At 68.3% G+C, this 26154-nt stretch carries 1 protein-coding gene; it reads right to left on the bottom strand.

Translation table 11 applies throughout. The annotated features are described in order from the left end of the window. Positions 1–49: 49 nt before the first annotated feature. Positions 50–26149, bottom strand: a complete 26100-nt coding sequence (locus H7F49_RS09915) for a calcium-binding protein (RefSeq protein ID WP_185683439.1) — start codon at positions 26147–26149, stop codon at positions 50–52. Positions 26150–26154 lie beyond the last annotated feature (5 nt).

Genomic DNA, 26154 nt, shown 5'->3' with positions numbered 1-26154 from the left:
GAACCGGGTCCGCCATGGCCGGTTCAAACCGGGCCATGGCGGATCGGGATCAGGGTCCGACCACCGTCATCTTCGCAACCTGGGTGGTCAGCGACGCATCGCTGTAGAACGTGTACTCGTTGTTGTTCTGGGCGTAGAACGCCCCGGCTCCGATCGAGATCGTATCGTTGGCGTCAATGTTGATCTGCAGCTCAGACGCGTTACCCGCACTGACCAGCGACTGGATGAAGCTGGAGCTGATCGACAGGTTGGCCGCCGTGCCGCTGCTGGTGAAGTCCAGCACCTCGGTGTTGGTCAGCACGCCGGTCAACTGCGATTCGGTGATCGTGCCGCTGTTGGGGGCAAAGCCCACCGTATCGGTGCCAGCCCCGCCGTCGATGGTCCAGCCATTGCCGAGCGAGAGAGTGAAGTTGTCGTTGTAGGCGGAACCCAGCACCCGCTCGATGCCCGACAACTGATCGCCATTGGCATCACCCAGCGTACCCGTGCCGCTCCCCGCGCCGTCCAGCGTGAGGGCGACCGCCGATCCGGCCGTGGCATAGGACGCGGTGTCCGTGCCAATTCCGCCGATCAGCGAGTCCGCACCAACGCCGCCCACCAGGGTGTCGTTGCCGTTGCCGCCATCAAGCGTGTTGTTGCCGGTGTCACCGAACAGGGCGTCGTTGAAGCCGGAACCGGTCAGGTTCTCGATCCCGTTGTAGCTGTCGCCCGCCGCGTCGCCGGTATTGGAACCGCTGTTCGCCAGACTCGCCGTCACGGCGCCGCCGGCATTGCTGTAGCTCGCCGTGTCGGTGCCGAGACCGCCGATCAGCGAATCTCCGCCAGCGCCGCCGATCAGCGTGTCGTTGCCGGCACCACCGTCGAGGGTGTTGTTGCCGCCATCGCCGAACAGCGTGTCGTGGAAGTCGGAACCGGTCAGGTTCTCGATCCCGTTGTAGCTGTCACCCGCCGCGTCGCCGGTGTTGCTCGCCGGGGTGAGCAGGCTGGCGGTCACGGCCGCCGAGGCGTTGGCGTAGCTGGCGGTGTCGTTCCCGAGGCCACCGATCAGCGAGTCGCTGCCGACGCCGCCCATCAGGATGTCGTTGCCGGTACCGCCGTCCAGCGTGTTGTTGCTGCCGTCGCCGATCAGGGTGTCGTCGAAGTTCGAGCCCGTCAGGTTCTCGATCCCGCTGTAGCTGTCGCCCGCCGCATCGCCGGTGTTGCTGCCCGGGGTCGCCAGGCTGGCAAGCACCGCGCCACCGGCATTGATATAGCTCGCCGTGTCGGTGCCGAGCCCACCGATCAGCGAGTCCGCACCGGCGCCGCCCACCAGGGTGTCGTTGCTGTTGCCACCGTCCAGCGTGTTGGCACTGCCGTCGCCGTAGAGCGTGTCGTTGTTGGCCGAGCCGATGATCCGCTCGATTCCGTTCAGCACGTCGCCCTGGGCATCGCCGCCCACGCCCGCCGTGCCGTCGAGATAGACGGTCACCGCGGCCGAGGTCGAGTAGTCGGCCGTGTCGGTGCCGAGCCCGCCGATCAGCGAGTCCGCACCAGCGCCGCCCACCAGGGTGTCGTTGCCGTTGCCGCCGTCGAGCGTGTTGGCATTGCCGTCGCCGTAGAGGGTGTCGTTGTTGCCCGAACCGATGACCCGCTCGATCCCCGTCAGACGATCGCCCGCAGCATCGCCGCCCACGCCGGCTGTGCCGTCGAGGTAGACGGTCACCGCCGCCGAGGCCGAGTAGTCGGCCGTGTCGTTGCCGAGGCCACCGATCAGCGAGTCCGCACCAGCGCCGCCCACCAGCGTGTCGTCGCCGCTGCCGCCGTCGAGCGTGTTGTTGCCGGTGTCACCGGTCAGGCTGTCGGCAAAGCCCGAACCCGTCAGGTTCTCGATCCCGCTGTAGACGTCGCCGGCCGCATCGCCCGTGTTGCCGGCCGGGGTGGCGAGGCTGGCCACGACCGCACCGCCCGCATTGAGATAGCTGGCCGTGTCGGTGCCGAGGCCGCCGATCAGCGAGTCCGCGCCAGCGCCGCCCACCAGGATGTCGTTGCCGTTGCCACCGTCCAGGGTGTTGGCACTGCCATCGCCATAAAGAGTGTCGTTGTTGCCCGAACCGATGATCCGCTCGATCCCGCTCAGCACGTCGCCCTGCGCATCGCCGCCCACGCCCGCCGTGCCGTCGAGATAGACGGTCACCGCCGCCGAGGTCGAGTAATCGGCCGTGTCGGTGCCAAGCCCGCCGACCAGCGAGTCCGCACCGGCGCCGCCCACCAGGGTGTCGTTGCCGTTGCCGCCGTCGAGCGTGTTGGCACTGCCATCGCCATAAAGAGTGTCGTCGCTCGCCGAGCCAATGACCCGCTCGATCCCCGTCAGGCGGTCGCCCGCGGCATCGCCGCCCACGCCGGCCGTGCCGTCGAGGTAGACGGTCACCGCCGCCGAGGCCGAGTAGTCGGCCGTGTCGTTGCCGAGGCCACCGATCAGCGAGTCCGCACCAGCGCCGCCCACCAGCGTGTCGTCGCCGCTGCCGCCGTCGAGCGTGTTGTTGCCGGTGTCACCGGTCAGGCTGTCGGCAAAGCCCGAACCCGTCAGGTTCTCGATCCCGCTGTAGGCGTCACCCGCGGCATCGCCGGTGTTGCTGGCCGGCGTGGCCAGGCTGGCCACGACCGCACCGCCCGCATTGAGGTAGCTGGCCGTGTCGGTGCCGAGGCCGCCGATCAGCGAGTCCGCGCCAGCGCCGCCCACCAGGATGTCGTTGCCGTTGCCACCGTCCAGGGTGTTGGCACTGCCGTCGCCGTAAAGCGTGTCGTTGTTGCCCGAACCGATGATCCGCTCGATCCCGCTCAGCACGTCGCCCTGGGCATCGCCGCCTACGCCCGCCGTGCCGTCGAGATAGACGGTCACCGCGGCCGAGGTCGAGTAATCGGCCGTGTCGGTGCCAAGCCCGCCGACCAGCGAGTCCGCACCGGCGGCGCCCACCAGCGTGTCGTTGCCGTTGCCGCCGTCCAGCGTGTTGGCACTGCCATCGCCATAAAGAGTGTCGTCGCTCGCCGAGCCAATGAGCCGCTCGATCCCCGTCAGGCGGTCGCCCGCCGCATCGCCGCCCACGCCGGCCGTGCCGTCGAGGTAGACGGTCACAGCCGCCGAGGCCGAGTAGTCGGCCGTGTCGTTGCCGAGGCCACCGATCAGCGAGTCCGCACCAGCGCCACCGATCAGGGTGTCGTCGCCGCTGCCGCCGTCCAGCGTGTTGTTGCCGGTGTCTCCGGTCAGGCTGTCGGCGAAGTTCGAGCCCGTCAGGTTCTCGATCCCGCTGTAGACGTCGCCCGCCGCATCGCCGGTGTTGCCGGCCGAATTGGCCAGGCTGGCCACGACCGCACCACCCGCATTGAGGTAGCTCGCGGTATCGGTGTTGGCGCCGCCGATCAGCGAGTCCGCACCCGCGCCACCGACCAGGATGTCGTTGCCGCTACCGCCGGTCAGCGTGTTGTTGCCGGTGTCGCCATAAAGCGTGTCGTCGAAGTTCGAGCCGATGATCACCTCGATCCCGGTCAGACGATCGCCCGCGGCATCGCCGCCCACACCGGCCGTGCCGTCGAGGTAGACCGTGACCGCCGCCGAGGCCGAGTAGTCGGCCGTATCGTTGCCGAGGCCACCGATCAGCGAGTCCGCACCGGCCCCACCGATCAGGGTGTCGTCGCCGTTGCCGCCGTCGAGCGTGTTGTTGCTGCCGTCGCCGATCAGGGTGTCGTCGAAGTTCGAGCCCGTCAGGTTCTCGATCCCGCTGTAGCTGTCGCCCGCCGCATCGCCGGTGTTGCTGCCCGGGGTCGCCAGGCTGGCAAGCACCGCGCCACCGGCATTGATGTAGCTCGCCGTGTCGGTCCCGAGCCCGCCAATCAGCGAGTCCGCACCGGCGCCGCCCACCAGGATGTCATTGCCGTTTCCGCCGTCCAGCGTGTTGGCACTGCCATCGCCATAGAGGGTATCGTTGTTGGCCGAGCCGATGATCCGCTCGATTCCGTTCAGCACGTCGCCCTGGGCATCGCCGCCCACGCCCGCCGTGCCGTCGAGATAGACGGTCACCGCCGCCGAGGTCGAGTAGTCGGCCGTGTCGGTGCCGAGGCCACCAACCAGCGAGTCCGCACCGGCGCCGCCAATCAGCGTGTCGTTGCCGTTGCCGCCGTCCAGCGTGTTGGCATTGCCGTCGCCATAGAGGGTGTCGTTGTTGCCCGAACCGATGACCCGCTCGATACCCGTCAGACGATCGCCCGCAGCATCGCCGCCCACGCCGGCCGTGCCGTCGAGGTAGACGGTCACCGCCGCCGAGGCCGAGTAGTCGGCCGTGTCGGTGCCGAGGCCGCCGATCAGCGAGTCGGCGCCCGCGCCACCGATCAGGGTGTCGTCGCCGTTGCCACCGTCGAGGGTGTTGTTGCCGGTGTCGCCAGTCAGGCTGTCGGCAAAGCCCGAGCCCGTCAGGTTCTCGATGCCGCTGTAGGCATCACCTGCGGCATCGCCGGTGTTGCTGGCCGGCGTGGCCAGGCTGGCCACGACCGCACCGCCCGCGTTGCTGTAGCTCGCGGTATCGTTGCCGGCCCCGCCGATCAGCGAGTCGGCACCGGCGCCACCCACCAGGGTATCGTCGCTGCTGCCGCCATCGAGCGTGTTGTTGCCACCATCGCCGAACAGCGTGTCGGCGAAGTTCGAGCCGGTCAGGTTCTCGATCCCGCTGTAGCTGTCGCCCGCCGCATCGCCGGTGTTGCTGGCCGGCGTCAGGAGGCTGGCCGTCACCGCCGCACCGGCATTGATGTAGCTGGCGGTATCGGTGTTGGCGCCACCGATCAGCGAGTCGGCACCGGCGCCACCGACCAGGATGTCGTTGCCGCTGCCGCCGGTCAGCGTGTTGTTGCCGCTGTCGCCATAAAGCGTGTCGTCGAAGTTCGAGCCGATGATCGCCTCGATCCCGGTCAGACGGTCGCCCGCGGCATCACCGCCCACACCGGCCGTACCATCAAGGTAGACCGTGATCGCCGCAGACGCCGAGTAGTCGGCGATGTCGGTGCCAAGGCCGCCGATCAGCGAGTCGGCACCAGCGCCGCCCACCAGGGTGTCGTCGCCGCTGCCGCCGTCGAGCGTGTTGTTGCCGGTGTCGCCGGTCAGGCTGTCCGCAAAGCCCGAGCCCGTCAGGTTCTCGATCCCGCTGTACAGGTCACCCGCGGCATCGCCGGTGTTGCTGGCCGGAGTGGCCAGACTGACCACGACAGCACCACCCGCGTTGATGTAGCTGGCCGTGTCGTTCCCGGCACCGCCGATCAGCGAGTCCGCACCCGCGCCGCCGATCAGGATGTCATTGCCCGACCCGCCGTCGAGGGTGTTGTTGCCACCGTCACCATACAGCGTGTCGTCGAAGTTCGATCCCGTCAGGTTCTCGATGCCGCTGTAGGTGTCGCCAAGCGCGTCACCGCTGTTGAGCCCGGTGTTGGCGAGGCTCGCCGTCACCGCCCCGCCGGCGTTGATGTAGCTGGCGGTATCGGTGTTTGCGCCACCGATCAGCGAGTCCGCACCCGCGCCACCGACCAGGATGTCGTTGCCGCTGCCGCCGGTCAGCGTGTTGTTGCCGCTGTCACCGAAAAGCGTGTCGTCGAAGTTCGAGCCGATGAGCGCCTCGATCCCGGTCAGACGATCGCCCGCGGCATCGCCGCCCACACCGGCCGTGCCGTCGAGGTAGACCGTGACCGCCGCCGAGGCCGAGTAATCGGCCGTATCGGTGCCCGACCCGCCGATCAGCGAGTCAGCCCCGGCACCACCGATCAGGGTGTCGTTGCCGAGCCCACCGTCGAGGGTGTTGTTGCTGCCGTCGCCGGTCAGGGAGTCGTCGGAGTTCGAGCCCGTCAGGTTCTCGATCCCGCTGTAGATGTCACCCGACGCATCGCCGGTGTTGCTGGCCGGGGTGGCCAGGCTGGCGACAACCGCACCACTCGCATTGACGTACGAAGCCGTATCGATGCCGACCCCACCGACCAGCGAGTCCGCGCCGGCGCCACCGACCAGGGTGTCGTTGCCGGTACCGCCCGTCAGGGTGTTGGCGCTGCCATCGCCGAACAGCGCATCGTCCGAGTTCGAACCGATCAGGATTTCGATGCCCGACAGGCGATCGCCTGCGGCGTCGCCGCCCACGCCGGAGGTGCCATCGAGGTAGACGGTCACGCCCAGGCTCGAGCCCGAATAGTCCGCCGTGTCCGTTCCGACGCCACCGATCAGCGAGTCCGCACCGGCCCCGCCGAACAGCGTATCGTTGCCGATCCCGCCGTCCAGGGTGTTGGCGTTCGCATCTCCGTAGAGCGTATCGTTGCCGTTCGAGCCGATAACGATCTCGACGCCCGACAGGGTATCGCCCGCGGCATCGCCGCCGACGCCGACCGTGCCGTCGAGATAGACCGTCACCGGGGCCGACGAGGCCGAATAGTCGGCCGTGTCGGTGCCTGCTCCGCCGATCAGCACGTCGTTGCCGGCGCCGCCGGTCAGCGTGTCGTTGTTCAGCCCGCCGTCCAGCGTGTTGTTGCTGCCGTCGCCCACCAGGGTGTCGTTGAAGTTCGACCCGGTCAGCGCCTCGATGCCGTTGTAGGCGTCGCCTGCCGCATCGCCGGTGTTGCTGCCCGGGGTCGCCAGGCTGGCGAGCACGGCGGCCGCCGCCGACGCGTAGGACGCCGTATCGTTGCCCGCGCCACCGATCAGCGAGTCCGCACCGGCGCCGCCGAGCAGGGTATCGTTTCCGGTGCCGCCATCGATCGTGTTGTTGCTGCCGTCACCGAACAGCGTGTCGTTGAAGTTCGAGCCGGTGAGGTTCTCGATCCCGCTGTAGGTATCGCCCGTGGCATCGCCGCTGTTGGAGCCCGGCGTGGCCAGGTTCGCGGTGACACCACCCGTCGACGCGGCATAGGTGACCGTGTCGGTTCCGACCCCGCCGATGAACGAATCGGCGCCGGATCCGCCATCCAGCGTGTCGTTGCCGTTGCCGCCATCAAGCGTATCGGCACCGGAACCGCCCTCGAGGTAGTCGTTGCCGTCGTTGCCGGTCAGCAGGGCCGAGGCGCCCGACAGATCGTAAATCATGTCGTCGAAATTCGAGCCGATGATCGTCTCGAAGCCCACGACGATGTCACCCGCGGCGTCACCGTTGGTGCTGGCCACGGCGCCCGTCACCTGGACGTTGTTCTGGATGGTGACCCCGGCGGTCGCGCTCGAATAGTTCACGGTATCGGTACCCGCGCCGCCGATCAGGGTATCGGCGCCCGCACTCCCGAAGATCGTGTCGTTGCCGACTCCGCCGTCGAAGTACTCGTTACCGGTCCCCCCCGTCATGGTGTCGTTCAGGTTGGTGCCGATCACGCCTTCGACCGCGGTGAAGACGTCGCCGGTGGCATCGCCGCCGGTGATGACCAGCGAGCCCGAGGCGAAGCTGGCGTTGATCGCCACGCTGTTCGCGGCGTAGCTGGCAAGGTCGGTGCCGGCGCCGCCGTCGAGGCTGTCCGCCCCGCCGCCGCCGACCAGCGTGTCGTTGCCGTTGCCGCCCTGAAGCGTTTCGTTGGCGGCCGAACCGGTGATCGAGTCATCCTGGTTCGAGCCGATCACCACCTCGATCGAGTTCAGGCGATCGCCCTGGGACTCCCCGCCGACGCCCAAGGTAACGCCGTCGAGCACCACGGTGATCGCGCCGGACGAAGACGAATAGGAGGCCGTGTCGGTCCCCGCGCCACCATCCAACGAATCCGCGCCGGTGCCGCCGCTCAGCGTGTCGTTACCGAGGCCACCGAGCAGGGTTTCGTCACTGCTGGAGCCGCGGATGCTGTCGTTGTAGTCCGAACCGATGATCCCCTCGATCGAGATCAGGGTATCGCCTTCGGCGGTGCCGCCGGTGCCGCTGCCGCTGCTGATCGTGATGGCCACGGTCGAATCCGAGTAGTCGGCATAATCGGTGCCGCTGCCGCCGCTGATCAGGTCCGAACCCAGCCCGCCGCGCAGCGTATCGTTGCCATTGCCGCCCAGCAGGTTGTTGTTCGCGGCATCACCGATCAGCAGGTCATTGCCGGTCGAACCGGTGACATGCTGGATGCTGATGTAGCGATCGCCCTCGGCCAGACCGCCCGTGCCCTGGCCGGTGGCGAGGTTGACGGTCACCGCAATGCTCGAACTGGCGTAGGACACCAGATTGCTGCCCAGGCCACCATCCATGGTATCGGCCCCGAGGTCGCCCAGGAAGGTGTCGTTGCCGTTCTGGCCCAGCAGGTATTCGTTGCCGGTGCCACCCCACAGGGTGTCGTCGAAATCGGTACCCTGGAGCCACTCGATATTGGTCAGGCGGTCGCCCGCCGCACCGTTGCCCGTGCCGGCCGTGCCGTCGAGACCGACCGACACGCCGCCGGAGGCACCCCAGTAGTAGCTCATCGAGTCGATGCCGGCACCACCGTCGATGGTGTCAGCGCCGCCGCTGCCCCGGAACATTTCGTTGTTGCCCACACCGGTCACCCGGTCGGCGAAGCCGGTCATCCAGATGTCGGTGAAGTTGACGAAGGTGTCGCCCGCCGCATCACCGCCCACGCCTAGCGTGGTGCCGTCGAGGACGATGGTGACGCCAGCCGACGAGGTGCTGCTCCACGGATTGTTCCAGTCGGTGCCGAAGGTCAGGGTGTTGCTGCCCGTGCCACCGTCGAGCACGTCGGCCCCGGCCCCGCCGGAAATCCAGTCGTTGCCCGCGCCGCCGATGATGGTGTCGTTGCCGGCACCGCCCAGCAGAATGTCGTCGCCATTGCCACCGGTGATGCTGTTGGCATTGCCGTCACCGGCGATCAGGTCATTGGCGGCCGAGCCGATCACGTTTTCGACGCTGGTGTAAACGTCGCCCTGGGCATCGCCGTTGGTGCCGACGCGGTTGACCAGGTCAACCGTCACGCCCGCGCCGCTCAGCGCATAGTCGACCGTGTCGATTCCGGTGCCGCCATCCATGGAATCGGCGCCCGCGCCGCCCAGGAAGGTGTCGTTGCCGATCCCGCCGAGCATGCTGTCGTTGCTGGCGCCGCCGTCGAACAGGTCATCCCCGTCCAGGCCCTGCAGGTAGTTGGCCCCGCCGTTGCCGGTGATGGTGTCGTTGAAGTTCGAACCGGTCAGGTTGTTGATGCTGACGAACACGTCACCCGCCGCATCGCCCGCCGTGCCGGAGTTCGTCGCCAGGCTCGCGGCGATGGCCGCCGTCGCCGAGACGTAGGTCACCGTGTTGATGTTGGTGCCGCCGTCGAGGGTATCGGCACCGGCACCGCCGTCGAGAGTGTCGTCGCCTTCCTGGCCGAAGAGCTGGTCGTTGCCGACACCGCCGTTGATGATGTCGGAGCCAAAACCGCCGTAGATCAGGTTCGCCCCGGTGTCGCCGGTCAGGGTGTCGTTGAAGTTCGAGCCGATCAGGTTCTCGAAGCCCGAGAAGGTATCGCCGTTGGCGTCACCCACGGTGCCGGTTGCGGCCAGCATGCTCACCGCCACGGCCGAACCGGCGTTGGAATAGGACAGGGCGTCGTTGCCCAGGCCACCAACCAGCGTATCGGCCCCGCCGCCGCCCAGGATGGTGTCGTCGCCCGCGCCGCCGTCGAGCGAATCGGCTGCGGCCGAGCCCAGCATCGAATCGCCGAAGTTCGAACCGATGATTGCTTCGATACCGACCAGCAGATCACCCGCGGCATCGCCGCCCACGCTGCCGACGGTGTTGTCGAGCGCGACCGTGATGGCCGACTGGCTGCCGCTGTAATCGGCCGTGTCGAAGCCCGCACCGCCAACCACGGTGTCGGCGCCGAGGCCGCTGATCAGGGTGTCGTTGCCGACGCCGCCGTCGAGCGAATCGTCGCCCGCGCCGCCGTTCAGCGAATCCGCGCCGAGGCCGCCGAAGACCGAGTCCGAACCCGTCGTGCCGATGAACACATCGTTGTAGGCGGTGAGGTTGTAGGTCTCGAAGTTGGTCAGGACATCGCCCTGGGCGTCGCCCGTCGACAGGTTCGGGTTGAGCACATTCAGCGTGATGCCCACGGTCGACGAGGAATAGTCGATGGTGTCCGAACCCTCGCCGCCGTCGATCGTGTCGGCCCCGGCCCCGCCGGAGACCCAGTCGTTGCCCTTGCCGGCCAGGATCGTGTCGCCATTGGCCGAACCATAGATGATGTCGGCCAGGTCCGAACCGATCAACCGTTCGATGCTGACCAGCACGTCGCCGTTGGCGTCGCCGGCGGTGCCAGCGCTGCCATCCATAGAGACGACCACACCGCCCGAGCCCGTATAGTCAACCGTGTCGAACCCGACGCCGCCGTCCAGACGGTCACCGCCCGGGCCACCGATCAGGGTGTCGTCACCGATCCCGCCCTGCAGCGTCTCGTTCGCGCCCGACCCGATCAGCATGTCGTTGTTGTTCGAGCCGATCACCACTTCGATGTTGGTCAGGACGTCGCCCAGGGCGAACCCACCGCTGCTGGCCGTGCCGTCGAGACGGACGGTTACCGCCGAGCTCGAGCCGCTGTAGTCCGCGGTGTCGGTGCCGATGCCGCCATCCATGGTGTCGGCGGCAATGTAGGAAACGAAGGTATCATCCCCGCCCCAGCCGTTCAGCACCGTGGCGATCAGGGCGCTCTGGCTGCCGCGCAAGGTATCGTTGTACAGCAAGCTGCCTTCGATCTGCTCGATGCCCGACAGGATGTCGCCCGCGGCCCAGCCGCCGATGCCGGCCGAGCCGTCGTTCGAGATGGCCACGGCCGAACCGGAATTGCGGTAATCGACGATGTCGTAACCCAGCCCGCCGATCACCGAGTCCCCGCCGAGGCCAGTGAAGAAGGTGTCGCTATCGTCGCCACCATCGAGCGTGTCGTTGCCGCTGCCGCCGACCAGCGTGTCGTCGCCCTTGCCGGCCTGGATCGTCACGCCGCTGTTGTTGGCGGTGATGCGATCGGACTGGTCCGAGCCGATCACGGTCTCCACGTTGAACATCCGGTCGCCCGCAGCGTCGCCGCCGGTGCCGAAGCTGCCGTCCATGTAGATGTTCATGCCCGAGCTGGCGCTGCGCGAGTAATCGGCCACGTCGAGCCCGTCGCCACCGTCGTAGACGTCGGCGCCGCCGCTGGAATAGAACTGGTCGTTGCCGTTGCGGCCCTCGAAGGTTTCGTCGGCGTCGCTGCCTTCGAACACGTCGTTGAACGAGGAGCCCACAATCCGCTCGATCCCGGTCAGGACATCGCCCTCGGCATGGCCGCCGCTGGAGACGCCGCCGGTGCGGATGGTGATGGCGGCATTGCTGCCGGAATAGTCGGCCGTGTCGAAGCCGATGCCACCGTCGAGCGTATCCGCCCCAAGGCCGCCGCTGAGCGAGTCGTCACCGACCCCGCCCGCCAGCGAGTCCGCGGCATTGCCGCCGGTCAGCGTGTCATTGCCGTCATAGCCGTCGAAGTTGGCGACCGCGGCTCCGGCGACGAGCAGATCCGCTCCGCTTGACCCGATGAACTTCTCGATGCTGGTGAAGGTATCGCTCTGGGCATCGCCGCCAGCTGAGACGCCGGTGGCCAGGTTGATGACCACGCCGATCGCCGAGTCCGAGTAGGTGACGGTGTCGACGCCGTTGCCGCCGTCGAGCACGTCGGCGCCAGAGCCGCCACGCAAGGTGTCGTCACCCTCGCCGCCGACCAGGGTGTCGCTCCCGGCGGCACCGGACAGGCTGTCGTTGCCATCACCACCGGTCAGGCCATCATTGGTGAACGAGCCCGTCAGGGTGTCGTTGAAGCCCGACCCGAGCAGGTTGGTGATGCCGCTCAAACGGTCGCCCGAGGCAAGGTCGCCCTGCCCGGCCGAGCCGTCGAGCGCGATGCTGACCGCAGCACCCGCGCCGGCATAGGTCACCGTGTCGTTGCCGCCACCACCGATGATGCTGTCGGCCCCGGCCCCGGCGATGAACAGATCGTCACCCAGCCCGCCGCTCAGCGTGCCGGGGTTGGCGCCGCCTTCCAGGGTGTCGTTGTAGTCCGATCCGATCAGCTGCTCGATGCTGGTCAGGACGTCGCCATTGGCGTCACCCCCCGTACCGCTGTTGGTGGTCAGGCTGACCGCCACCGCGCTGGTCGCATTGGCATAGGACGCCGCATCGATGCCGACGCCGCCATCCAGCGAGTCGGCCCCGCTGCCGCCCATCAGGGTATCGTTGCCGAGCCCACCCTGAAGGGTCTCGTTGCCCGCCGCGCCGACCAGCACGTCGGCGAAGTTCGAACCGATGGTCCGCTCCACATTGGCGACAATGTCACCCGAAGCCTCGCCGCCGGTGCCTTCGGTGACGCCGTCCAGATAGACCGTCACGGCCGCGGTGCTGGCCGAATAGTCGACCGTGTCGGTGCCCTGGCCGCCGTCGATGCTGTCGGCCCCGGTGCCACCCACCAGGGTGTCGTCCCCGGTCCCGCCCAGCAGAGTGTCGGTTCCGGCCACGCCATAGACCACGTCATCGCCGATTCCGCCCTCGAGCATGTCGGAGCCGCTGGAACCGGTGAGGGTATCGCCCTGATTGCTGCCGACGACCCGTTCGATCCCGGACAAGGTATCGCCCTGGGCCTCGCCGCCCTGACCGAGGCCGGTCGTCAGATTGACGTTCACCGCCGCACCGCTGAGCGAATAGTCGGCCGTGTCGAATCCGTTGCCGCCGATCAGGATGTCGGCACCCTGGCCGCCCTCCAGCGTGTCGTTGCCATCCTGACCGTTGAGCAGATCGTCGCCCGTGGTGCCGACCAGAGAGTCGGCGAAGGCCGAGCCCAGTGCCACCTCGATGCCGGACAGGACATCGCCCTGGGCATCGCCGCCTACGCCGGTGCGCCCGTCGAGATAGACCGTCACACCACTGCCACTGGCCGAATAGTCGGCCGTGTCGGTGCCCTGGCCGCCAGCCAGGTTATCCGCGCCGGCGCCACCGACCAGCGTGTCGTCGCCGGTCCCACCGATCAGCGAATCGTTGCCCGCCATGCCGAACAACTGGTCGTTGCCCGCGCCGCCATCGATCGTGTCGGCCCCGGTCGAGCCGTTCACGGTATCGTCGAAGCCCGAGCCGATCACGCGCTCGATCCCGGCCAGGGTATCGCCTGCCGCCTCGCCGGCGGTTCCGGCCAGGCCGTCCATGCGCACGGCGATGGCTGCGACCGCGCCCGAATAGTCGGCCGTGTCCGTGCCCGTGCCGCCATCCATGATGTCGGCTCCGGTGCCGCCGACCAGGGTGTCGTCGCCGACCCCGCCCTGGAGGCTGTCGTTGCCCGCGCCGCCGGAGACCAGGTCATTGCCGATACCGCCGCTGAGCAGTTCGGCCGCGCTGGCGCCGTAGAGCGAGTCGTTCTGGCCCGAACCGTAGACCACCTCGATGCCGTTCAGCGTGTCGCCCTGGGCGTCGCCGCCGATGCCCTGGGTGCCGTCGAGATAGACCGTCACACCGGCGCTGCTGGCGCCGTAGTCGACGCTGTCGGTGCCGGCGCCGCCGACCAGCGTGTCAGTCCCAAGGCTGGAATAGAACAGGTCGTCGCCCGAGCCGCCTTCGATGCTGTCGGCCGTTGCCGAGCCGCGGAAGATGTCCGCCTGGCTCGAACCGACCACCCGCTCGATCCCGGTCAGCAGATCGCTCTCGGCATCGCCGCCGCGGCTCGCCGTGCCATCGAGGTTGATCTCGACGCCCGCGAGCGAGGTCGAATAGTCGGCCGTGTCGAAGCCGATGCCACCATCCAGGCTGTCCGCGCCGCTGCCACCGATCAGGGTGTCGTCGCCCGCTTCGCCATAAAGCGAATCGTCGCCGCCCGCGCCCATGATCGAATCGTTGCCGGTTCCGCCGCGGATTTCCTCGGCGGTGTTCGAACCGGTCAGCCGGTCGTCGAAGTTCGAGCCGAGCAGGCGCTCGACGCTGGTCAGCACGTCTCCCGCCGCATCGCTGCGGCTGCCGGCCGTGCCGTCGAGGAACACGGTGACCGCCGATCCGGCGCCCGCGTAATCCGCGGTGTCGAAGCCGGCCCCGCCATCCAGCAGGTCAGCCCCGGCGCCACCGATCAGGGTGTCGTTGCCGGCACCACCCGACAGGCTGTCGTTGCCCGTGCCGCCCGAAATGCTGTCATCCCCGCCGTTGCCGAGGATCTCGTCGTCACCGGTGCTGCCGCCCAGGGTGTCGTTGAAGCCCGAACCCGCCAGGCGTTCGATCGAGGTGAGCTGGTCGCCCGCTGCCTGAGCGCCCACGCCAGCCGATCCGTCCATCGCCACGCGGACCGCCGCGCTGGCGCCCGAATAGTCGGCCGTATCGATGCCGATGCCGCCATCGATCATGTCGGCACCGCTGCCGGCGATGATCGTATCGTTGCCGCCCGCGCCCATCAGCGTGTCATCGGCCGAACCGGCCCGGATCACGTCGTTGAAGGCCGAGCCGATGACCCGTTCGATGCTGGTCAGCAGATCGCCATCGGCATCGCCGCCCGAGCTGGTCAGGCCGTTCAGGTTCACCTGAACCGCAACAACCGAACTGGTGTAGTCCGCCGTATCGGTGCCCTGTCCGCCATCCAGTTGATCGGCACCACCGCCACCCACCAGGGTGTCGTCGCCGGTCCCCCCGAGCAGCTGGTCCTGGCCGAGCCCGCCAACCAGCGAGTCCGCGCCCACTCCGCCCTCGAGCACGTCATCGTTCGAGCTGCCGAGCAGGGTGTCATTGAGATTCGAGCCGAGCAGTCGCTCGACGCCGCTGATGCGGTCGCCCGCAGCATCGCCGCCGACGCCGACCGATCCGTCCAGGCCGGCCTGGACTGCTGCCGAGCTGCCCGAATAGTCGACCGTATCGAAGCCCGCGCCGCCGATCAGAGTGTCATTGCCGGCGCTGCCGTGGATCAGGTCGTTGCCCGCGCCGCCGTCGAGCGTTTCCGCGCCCGTGCCGCCGCGCAGCGTGTCGTTGAAGGCCGAACCGGTGATCTGCTCGATCTCGGTCAGGGTGTCCCCGACGGCATCGCCACCGGTATTTGCCGCGCCATCGAGCCCGACGTTCACCGCCGAGCCGCTTGTCGCATAGTCGGCGATATCGAAGCCAAGGCCGCCCTGGAGGCTGTCGGCATCCGCGCCGCCCACCAGCACGTCGTCGCCGGTTCCGCCGAGCAGCGTGTCGAGACCAGCGCCACCGATCAGGCTGTCCGCACCCGCGCCGCCTTCAAACTGTTCGTTCGCCGACGAGCCGGTGATGACGTCGGCATAGTCGGAGCCGACCACGCGCTCGATAGCAGTCAGGGTATCGCCCGCGGCCTGCCCGCCCAGCGAGATCGAGCTGTCGGTGTAGACGGTGATGGCAGCGCCCGAGCCGGAATAGTCGGCCGTGTCGAAGCCCGCGCCGCCGATCAGGACGTCGGCCCCGGTCGAGCCGACCAGCGTATCGTCGCCCACGCCGCCGTTGAGCGTTTCGGCCAGAACGCCGCCGACCAGGCTGTCGTTGAAATTGGTGCCCAGCACCTGTTCGACGTTGCTGATGACATCGCCCTGGGCGTCGCCACCGCTGCTGGCCCGGCCATCGAGATAGACGGTCACGGCCGCATTCGAACCGATGTAGTCGATCGTGTCGAAGCCGCTGCCACCGTCGATGGTGTCTGCGCCGACGCCGCCCACGATCGAATCGTCGCCACCGCCGCCATTGAGGAGATCGTTGCCCGCGCCACCACGCAGCGTGTCATCGCCCGCGCCGCCATCGAGGCGGTCATCGGCCGTGCCGCCGGTCAGGGCATCGTCGCCGGCCGAACCGATCACGCGCTGGATGTTGCTCAGCACGTCACCCTGGGCGTCGCCACCCGTGCCGTTGCCGTTGCTGAGATCGACGCTGACCGCTGCGGCCGAGCCGGAATAGTCGGCAGTGTTGTAGCCCGTCCCGCCGTCGAGCGTGTCCGCCCCGGCGCCACCGATCAGGGTGTCGTCGCCGGCCCCGCCATAAAGCGTATCCGAGCCGGCTGCGCCGTTGACGAGGTCATTGCCCGCCCCGCCGTCCAGCTGCTCGCCGCCAGAATTGCCGATGATCGTGTCGTTGAAGTTAGACCCGACCACGCGCTCGATGCCGGTCAGGACATCACCCTGGGCGTCGCCGCCGGATGCTGCCGAACCGTCGAGGATGATCTGGATCGCGCCCGAGCTGGTCGAATAGTCAGCCGTATCGAACCCGGCTCCGCCGTCGATGCTGTCCGCCCCGGCGCCACCGATCAGGGTATCTTCCCCGGCTCCGCCCAGCAGGGTGTCTGCGCCCGCACCGCCCGACAGGACGTCAAGGCCGATCCCGCCTTCCAGCTGTTCGTCGGCGGTCGATCCGGTCAGGGTGTCGTTGAAGTCGCTGCCGGTGACCCATTCGATCCCGGTCAGACGGTCGCCTTCGGCTTCGCCGCCGGTACCCAGACCGGTGGTCAGGTTGATTGCGATGGCCGATCCGGAGGCCGAATAGTCGGCCCGGTCGAAGCCCGCGCCACCGTCGAGGCTGTCCGCCCCGGCGCCGCCGACGAGCAGATCGTCGCCCGCGCCGCCCAGCAGGGTGTCATTACCGCTGCTGCCGCTCAGCGAGTCGTCTCCGGCGCCACCGTCGAGCCGGTCGTCGGTCGTCCCGCCGCCCAGGCTGTCGCTCTGCGCCGAACCGATGATGCCCTCGATGCCGGTCAGACGATCGCCGCTGGCATCGCCGCTCGAACCCGCCGTTCCGTCCAGGCTGATGGTGACCCCGGCCGAGGAACCGGAATAGTCCGCCGTGTCGAAGCCCACGCCGCCCAGCAGCGAATCCGCGCCGAAACCGCCGACCAGCGTATCATTGCCGATCCCGCCTTCGAGCACGTCATCGCCGTTCGCGCCGACCAGGCTGTCATTGAAGTCGGAACCGACCACGCGCTGGATGTTCAGCAGCGTGTCACCCGCGGCCGCGCCACCGCTGCCGGCGGTCCCGTCGAGATAGACGGTCACGGCCGCACCGCTGGCCGAATAGTCCGCGGTGTTGGTGCCGGTGCCGCCATCGAGGCGGTCGGCCCCGAGACTGCCGAGCAGGGTATCGTCCCCGCCGCCGCCGGACAGGGTGTCGTTGTTGCCGCTGCCGCCCAGCACGTCCGCAAAGGCCGAACCGATCAGGCGCTCCGCACCCGTGATCGTGTCGCCCTCGGCCTGACCGCCGCGTCCGACCGTCCCGTCGAGCGCCACCTGGACGGCCGAGCTCGAGGCGGAATAGTCGACGGTGTCGTTGCCGATGCCACCGTCGATCGCGTCGGCGCCATCGCTGCCCATGATCGTGTCGTCGCCGGTGCCGCCCTGCAACAGGTCGTTGCCCTCGGCACCATCGATCCGATCATCGCCGCCGCCACCGACGATGGTGTCGTTGGCGGTGCTGCCGGTCAGGACGTCGTTGAAGCCCGAGCCGGTCAGGCGCTCGATATTGAACAGGCGATCGCCGCCCGCATCGCCGCCAATACCCAGACGACCGTCAAGATAAGCCGTCACGCCACCGCCCGAGGCCGAATAGTCGGCCGTGTCGGTGCCGATGCCGCCGTCCAGCACGTCCGACCCGGCACTGCCGAGCAGGACGTCGTCGCCGACGCCGCCGTTGATGGTCTCGCTCCCCGTGCTGCCACCCAGCGTATCGGCAAAGCCGGAGCCCTGGAGGACCTCGATATTGGTCAGCGTGTCACCCAGGGCATCGCCCGCCGTGCCGGCTGCACCGCTGAGGTCGACCGCAACGCCAGATCCGGCATTGGCGTAGGAGGCGACGTCGATACCCGAGCCGCCGTCCAGCTGGTCCGCTCCGGCGCCACCCTCAAGGGTGTCATCGCCCGAACCGCCGATCAGCGTATCGTTGCCCGCCGCGCCCGAGATCAGATCGTTGCCGCCCGAACCGTCAAGCCGGTCATTGGTCGCCGCGCCGGTCAGAGTGTCATCCAGCGCCGAGCCGATCACCCCTTCAACGCCGGTCAGGGTATCGCCCTGGGCGTCGCCGCCCGTGTTCGGTGAGCCGTCCAGCGAGACATTCACCGCGGCCAGCGATCCGGCGTAGGACACCGTGTCGGTGCCCGTGCCGCCGTCGATCACGTCACCGCCGGCGCCGCCAAAGATGGTGTCGTTGCCGGCGCCGCCGAGCAGCGAGTCAGATCCGGTGCCGCCGAACACGACGTCGTCGCCGCCGCCGCCCTCCAGCGTGTCATTGCCGCTGGAGCCGGTCAGGGTGTCATTGACGTTCGAGCCGATCAGACGCTCGATCGAGATCAGTTGATCGCCCTGGGCATCGCCACCGGCCCCGGTCGAGCCGTCCAGCCCGACCACCACGCCGGCGCCGCTGGTCGAATAATCGACCGTGTCGAAACCGTTGCCACCGTCGAGCACGTCGGCATCGGCTCCGCCGACCAGCGTATCGTTGCCGCTGCCGCCCTCCAGGGTGTCAGCACCTGCCGCGCCACTCAGCTGGTCGTTCCCGACCCCGCCGCTCAGCACGTCAGCATTGGCGCTGCCGACCAGCGTGTCGTTGAAGTTCGAGCCCTGGACCGTCTCGATCCCGAAGAAGCGATCACCGTTGGCCTCGCCGGCGAAGCCGCCCGTCACCAGGTTGAGGCCCACGGCGGATGCCGCACCCGAATAGTCGGCCGTGTCGTCACCGGCGCCACCGTCAAGCGTGTCCGCACCGATGCCGCCGACCAGGATATCATCACCCGCGCCGCCAGCCAGCGACTCATCGGCCGTGCCGCCGACCATCGTGTCGTTGAAGACCGAGCCGATCACCGCCTCGACGCTGGTCAGCGTGTCGCCTTCGGCCCCGCCGCCAGCCGAGGTCCGGCCATCGAGGAAGACCGTGACGGCCGCGTTCGACCCGGAATAGTCGACCGTATCGAAATCGACGCCGCCATCCAGCGCGTCAGCCCCGGCACTGCCCATCAGGGTATCGTTGCCGGCACCGCCGATCATGGTGTCGCTGGCCGTTCCACCGATCAGCATGTCGGCACCCGCACCGCCATCCAGGGCGTTGTTGGTGCTGCCGCCGGTCAGAGTGTCGCCAAAGCCCGAACCGACCAGGCGCTCGATGCTGAGCAGCACGTCGCCATTGGCATCGCCAACGGTGCCGGTGCCTGTCGCCAGGCTGACAGCCACGCCGCTGGTCGCATCGGAATAGTTGGCCGTATCGAAGCCGGCGCCGCCATCCAGCGTGTCGGCACCGCCGCGCCCGCCCAGCACGTCATCGCCGAGACCGCCGGTCAGCGAATCCGCCGCCGCCGTGCCCAGCAGGGTATCGTTGAAATTCGAACCGATCAGGCGCTCGATGTTGAGCAGCTGATCGCCTTCCGCCGAGCCACCCGTGCTGGTGGTCCCATCCACAGACACGTTCACGCCCGCGCTGGAGGTCGAATAGTCGACGGTGTCGAAACCGTCGCCACCGTCCACCAGGTCCGCGCCCGCGCCGCCGTCCAGGATGTCATCACCCGTACCGCCGCGCAGCGTGTCCGCCCCGGCGCCGCCGCTGAGGCGATCGTTGCCCGCGCCACCCTCGATCAGATCGTTGGCCGTTCCACCAACGAGCGTATCGTCGTAGGCGGATCCGGTCACGCCTTCGATCGAGATGTACTGGTCGCCCGCCGCGTCGCCGCCGATGCCGATCGAGCCATCGAGCGCCACGTTCACGCCATTGGCGCTGCTGCTGTAATCGACGATGTCGACCCCGTCGCCGCCGTCGAGCAGATCCGACCCGCCGCTGCCGAGCAGGCGATCGTCGCCGGCCCCGCCGCGCAGGGTTTCGCTGCCAAGGCCACCGCCAAGGGTATCGGCAAAGTTGGAGCCAACCAGCACCTCGATGCCGCTCAGGCTGTCGCCGAGCGCCTCGCCGGCCGTGCCGACCGTGCCGTTGAGCGACACAGCCACCCCGGAACCCGCAGCGCTGTAGTCGGCTGTGTCGATGCCGCTGCCACCGGTCAGGGTGTCCGCGCCGTCACCGCCAGCCAGCAGGTCGTCTCCGGCTCCACCGTTAAGAAGGTCATTCCCGGCGCTGCCGATCAGGGTATCGTCACCGGCATTGCCGATCAGGGTCGCTGCGGTCGTTCCCGCAGTGATTCGGTCGTCAAATGCCGACCCGATCACCTGCTCAACCCCGAACACCGTATCGCCTTCGGCATCGCCGCCACGACCGATCGAGCCGTCCAGGCCAATGGTCACGCCACCGATCGAGGCCGAGTAGTCAACGGTGTCGAACCCGGCGCCACCGTCGATGACGTCGGCGCCAGCTCCGCCGATCAGCGAATCGTCGCCAGCGTCGCCAAACAGACGATCGGACGCTGCGCCACCGCGCAGCGTATCGTTGCCATCGGCACCGCGCAGGGTGGCCGAGGCCGCGCCGGCCGAAAGCGCGTCATTGAAGGCCGAACCCGACAGGTTCTCGATCGAGATGAGGACATCGCCCTGGGCGTCACCGCCGGTCCCGGTCGAGCCATCGAGGCTGACCTGCACCGAGGAGGCGGACGAGCCGTAATCGACCGTGTCGCTGCCCAGACCGCCGTCGAGCATGTCCGCGCCGGCGCCGCCGTCGAGTGTATCGTCACCGGCACCACCGCGCAGGTCGTCCGCGCCGTCGCGCCCGGCCAAGCGGTCATTGCCCGACCCGCCGATCAGCGTGTCGTTGGCGATCGAGCCAGCCAGGGTATCGTCGCCGGTCGAACCGATCAGGACCTCGATCGAGGTCAGGCGATCGCCCTGCGCGTCTCCGCCCGTCGCGACGCTGGAGACCAGGTCGACGTTCACGGCCCCGGCCGAAGCCGAATAGTCAGCCGTGTCGATCCCCGCGCCGCCGTCCAGGGTGTCCGGACCCGCGCCGCCGATCAGGGTGTCATTGCCACCGGCACCTTCAAGCCATTCCGCGGCGGCGGTACCCACGATGCTGTCTTCGAAGCCCGTGCCGATGACTTGCTCGACGCTGTTCAGCGTGTCGCCGGTCGCGTCGCCGCCCAGGCCCGAGGACCCGTTGAGATAGACGGTGACCCCAGCCCCCGAAGCGGAGTAGTCAACCGTGTCGAAGCCCGAGCCGCCATCCAGCGTATCGGCGCCAGAACCACCCAGCAGCAGATCGTCGCCGCTGCCGCCGCTGAGCTGGTCGTTCCCCGCCGCACCGGCCAGGGTGTCCGCACCGTCCCCGCCTTCGAGGACGTCTGCGCCTGCGCTGCCGGTGAGGCGGTCGGCATAGGCCGAGCCGACCAGCCGCTCGATGCCCGAAAGCACGTCGCCCTCGGCGTCGCCCCCGGTCCCGACGCTGCCGTCCAGCGCCACGCTGACCGCGCCGGTCGAGGTCGAATAGTCTGCCGCGTCGACGCCCGAGCCACCCACCAGGGTATCCGCGCCGGTGCCACCGATCAGGCTGTCGTCGCCCTCGCCGCCGACCAGGCTGTCCGCCCCGCTGCCGCCGTCGAGGGTATCGTCGCCGGTGCCGCCCAGCAGCGTGTCATCGCCGGCCATGCCGCGCAGCAGATCGCTGCCGGCCGCACCTTCCAACATTTCGTCCGCGCCAACGCCCTGGATGGTGTCGTCGTAAAGCGAACCGATGATCCGCTCGACATTGCTGACCTGGTCACCATCGGCGTCACCGCCCTGGCCGGCCGTGCCGTCCAGCGTCAGACGGATCCCGGCCCCGGACAAGGCGTAGGTCGCCGTGTCGGTCCCGACTCCGCCATCCAGCGTATCGGCTCCCGCGCCGCCCTGCAGGGTGTCGTTGCCGGCACCGCCGAGCAGCGCGTCCGCAGCCGAGCTGCCGGTCAGGACGTCGTCGAACGACGAGCCGACAACGCGTTCGATCCCGGCGAGCAGATCGCCCTCGGCAAAACCGCCCGAACCCGACGAGGTCTGCAGGTTGACGTTCACCGCCGCGGTCGAAGCGGCATAGTCCGCCGTGTCGAACCCGGTGCCGCCTTCCAGCGTATCAGCCCCGAGCGACCCGAACAGGATGTCGTCGCCGCCGCCACCGCGCAGGATATCGCCATTGGTCGAGCCAAAGAGCGAGTCTGCGAACGACGAGCCGGCCAGGCCTTCAACGTTGAGATAGACGTCGCCCTCGGCATCACCGCCCGTGTTGCTGCGGCCATCAAGGCCAGCAACCACGGCCGCGTTGCTGGCCGAGTAATCAACGATGTCGATGCCGCTGCCGCCATCCAGCAGGTCGGCGCCGCCCAGGCCCTGCAGGATGTCATCGCCCGCGCCGCCCGACAGCGTGTCGGACAGGTCGCTACCGGTCAGGCGGTCGGCGAAGGCCGAGCCGACCAGGCGCTCGATACCCACGATCGTGTCGCCCTGGGCGTCGCCGCCCTGGCCGGGGGTGCCGTTGAGCCCGACGATCACGCCGGAGGACGACTGCGAATAGTCGGCCGTGTCGGTGCCTGCGCCGCCGTCGAGCAGGTCTGCCCCGGCGCCACCCACCAGGGTGTCGTCGCCAGCACCGCCGGACAAGGCGTTGTTGGCGGCATCACCGGTCAGCTGGTCTGCATAGGTCGAACCCGTCAGCCCCTCGATGCCGATCAACACATCACCGGTCGCGTCGCCGCCGGTCGCGGTGCCCGCCTCGAGCGAGATCTGCACGCTGGCCGAACTGTTCGAGTAGTCGGCGACGTCATTGCCGCCGCCGCCATCGAGCGTATCGGCACCAATCCCGCCGGACAGGGTGTCATTGCCGAAGCCGCCGGTCAGCAGGTTGTCGTTGGCATCGCCGATCAGGCGGTCGGCGAAGTCCGACCCCCGCAGGTTCTCAATGCTGGAGTAGGTGTCGCCCTCGGCCGTGCCACTGCGGCCGGTGTTGGCCGCCAGGTCGACCTGCACGCCACCAGCGGAGTCCGAATAGTCAGCCGTGTCGCGCCCGTCGCCGCCATCGAGGGTATCGGCCCCCGCGCCGCCGCGTAGCGTATCGTCGCCCGCCGAACCCAACAGGTTGTTCGCGGCGGAATCGCCGATCAGGGTATCGGCATAGGCCCCGCCGATGACCTCCTCGATGCCGCGCAGCACGTCGCCTTCGGCCACGTCCCCGCTTGAGGCGTTGCCGTCCAGACGCACCGTCACGGCGCCCTGCGCCGCCGAGTAGTCCGCGGTGTCGAAGCCGGCGCCACCCCCGAGGGTATCGGCGCCGTAGCCACCGACCAGCGTGTCGTCGCCGTCGCCACCGCTCAGCTGGTTGGCGTTGTCGTCGCCCGAAAGCTTGTCGTCCAGAGCGCTGCCGACCAGATTCTCGATGCCGACCAGCTGGTCGCCTTCGGCATCGCCGCCAACGCCGGCCGTCCCGTCGAGGCTAACCGTCACGCCGGCCGTGCTGCCCGCATAGGACGCGCTATCCGTGCCGGTGCCGCCAATCAGCGTGTCCGCCCCGGCGCCGCCGGTCAGGGTGTCATTGCCCGAGCCGCCATCCAGAAGGTCGTTGCTGGCCGCACCGGTCAGGGTATCGTCATAGCTCGAGCCGATCACCTGCTCGACATTGGTGATGACATCGCCCTGGGCGTCGCCGCCGAAGCTCGCGCCCCCGTCCAGCCGGACGTTCACCGCCTGGAAGGAGGTGGTGTAGTCGATCCGGTCGAAGCCGTCGCCACCGTCAAGCGTGTCGGCACCGCCGCCGCCCAGCAGCAGATCGTCACCGGCCTCGCCCAGCAGCTTGTCGTTGCCGGCCGTGCCGATCAGGGTGTCGCCATAGGCCGAGCCTTCCAGGCCTTCGATGCTGACGAACGAATCGCCCAGCGCATCGCCGGTCTGGGTCTTGCCGTCGAGCGAGACCGCCAAGCCGGCCGCCGCCGACGCGTAGGAGGCGATGTCGAAGCCGTCCCCGCCGTCGATGACGTCGGCGCCGGCGCCACCCTCGATGGTGTCGTCGCCCAGCCCACCCTTGATGGTTTCATCGGCCGCCGCACCCACCAGGCGATCGGCGAACTTCGAACCGGTGAGCTGTTCGATATTGGTGTAGGTGTCGCCCTCGGCGTCGCCGCCGCGGCTGACCCGACCGTCGAGGAACACCTCGACCGCGGTTTCCGAATAGGAAAAGTCGATCGAGTCGATGCCTGCACCGCCGTCGATGCTGTCGGCCCCGGCACCACCCTTGAAGGTGTCATCGCCGGTCGAACCGATCAGGGTGTCGGCGAAGGCCGAACCGATGACCATTTCGACCCCGCGCAGCACATCGCCCTCGGCCTGGCCGCCGCTGCCCGGCGTCCCGTCGAGATAAACCTTCACCGCCGCGGTGCTGTCGGAATAGTCGACCGTATCGATGCCCGCGCCGCCGTCGAGCGTGTCCGCGCCGGTGCTGCCGATCAGGAGATCGTCGCCCGCTGCCGCTTCGAACGATTCGCTGTTCGCGCCGCCGTGCAGCGTGTCATTCTTGTCCGTCGCGATGACGCGTTCGATGCCGCTCAGGATATCGCCCTGGGCTTCACCGCCCTTGGACGCCGTTCCATCCAGGAAGACCTCGATGCCGGTGTTGTCGACGATCGGCTGGCCCTTGCTGTCGAGCTTGGGCGCCACGTCGGCCAGGGCATTGGTATAGTCGACAGTGTCGAAGCCAGCCCCGCCATCGATCGTGTCGGCACCCTTGCCACCGACGAAGGTGTTGTCCTTGTCGTCGCCGGTGAGCTTGTCGGCAAAGTCCGAGCCGACCACGTTCTCGACGTTCTGGTAGGTGTCGCCCTGGGCGAAGCCCTTGGCGCCCTTGCCGGTTGCGAGGTTGACTTCGACCCCTTCGCCCGAGCGCGTGTACTCGACCGTGTCGATGCCCAGCCCGCCGTCGATCACGTCGGCGCCGGCGCTGGTGATGATCCGGTCGTTGCCGTCACCGGCATCGATCTTGGTACCCGGGGGGTTCGAGAACAGGACGTAGATCGGCTCGCCGCTGACCGGATCGGTCACGGTCATGCCGGCCGCATCGGTCACTTCCTTGATGCCGAAGTGCGCCGCCACCGACACCGCGAACGAACTGGTCTTGCCGTCCGAGGACAGCCCCAGCATCACGGGCAGGAAGAATTCATCCTGGAAGCCGCTGCTGTTGACCGGGGTTCCCGTGGCCGGCAGCTTGTACGACAGCTGGATGTCGAAGCTGAAGAACGACTGGTTGACCGGCAGGGTGATGGTCTGGTTGGTGGTCGGATCGACCTTGGTCGTCACCTTGGTGACGTTGCCCTGGTCGGCCGAGACCAGCCAGCCCTTGTCGGTCAGCGTGCCGTTGACGACGGTGTAGCCCGGCGGCAGCGACGGAATCAGAAATTCCTTGAGAGTCAGCCCCTTGGCAGGCACCATGGCTTCGACATGGAGGACGCGCATGGTCGAACCGACCGGAGCGTGGTCCAGTCGGTCGGCATAGATCGTGTCATTGCCCGAGGTGCCGCTGATCGTTTCCTGGGCCGACTGCCCGGCGAAGGTGGCATCCTTGGACGAGTTCGGACCACCGGTGTCGCCCTTGATCACCGTCTGGCCGGCTTCCGCAGTGCGGACCGCGCTTTCCGAGTTGTACAGCGTGTAGGTCAGCTTGGGGACAAGCTTGCCGATACCGGCCGGCCCAAGCGCATCATCGGGCGCCGGCTCGGCGGCGCGCGGCGAGATCACGCCCGGCGGCGGGGCGCTGCTGGCCGGGGTGTCGCTGATCTTTTCGGTGAGCTTGCTGGTGCTTTCCGCGGCCTTGACCTGGGCATTGGCCTTGGCGGCCTGATCGGCCTGCGCCTTGCCGGAATCGCCGGGCTGCACGCCCGAAGCGTTCTTCGGATCCGGAGCCTGGACCTCGGCGTCGGCGCTGCTGAGGTGCAGTTGCAGCGAGGCATCCTGGGTGCTGATCTCGCCAACCATGCCCACGGCCTGGTCGGCGGTGAATTCCTTGTCGTCGAAGACGATGACCGGCTTGCGCCCCGAGAACGCGGCCAGGGCCATGCCCGGGATGATGATCTTGGTGCCGTCGTTGAAGATCAGCATCACGTCGACGTCGACGATCTCGACCTTGAACGGCGCATACTTGATGCCGATCTTGGCCTTGTCGTCGGTGTCGAGCTGGATGACCTTCGCGGCCCCATAATTCTGGGCCTGCTGGTCGATCGACGTCTGGTGCGCGGCATCCTGTGCCGGCTGCACATTCTTACCGTTCAGTCCCTTGTTTCCAAGGCCCGACTTGCCGCGAGACAGTTTTACCATGCTAC

The organism is Novosphingobium aerophilum, assembly GCF_014230305.1.
Taxonomy (GTDB): Bacteria; Pseudomonadota; Alphaproteobacteria; order Sphingomonadales; family Sphingomonadaceae; genus Novosphingobium; species Novosphingobium aerophilum.
The sequence above is the reverse complement of the archived record's forward strand: the minus strand, read 5'-3'. Positions and strand labels throughout refer to the sequence as shown.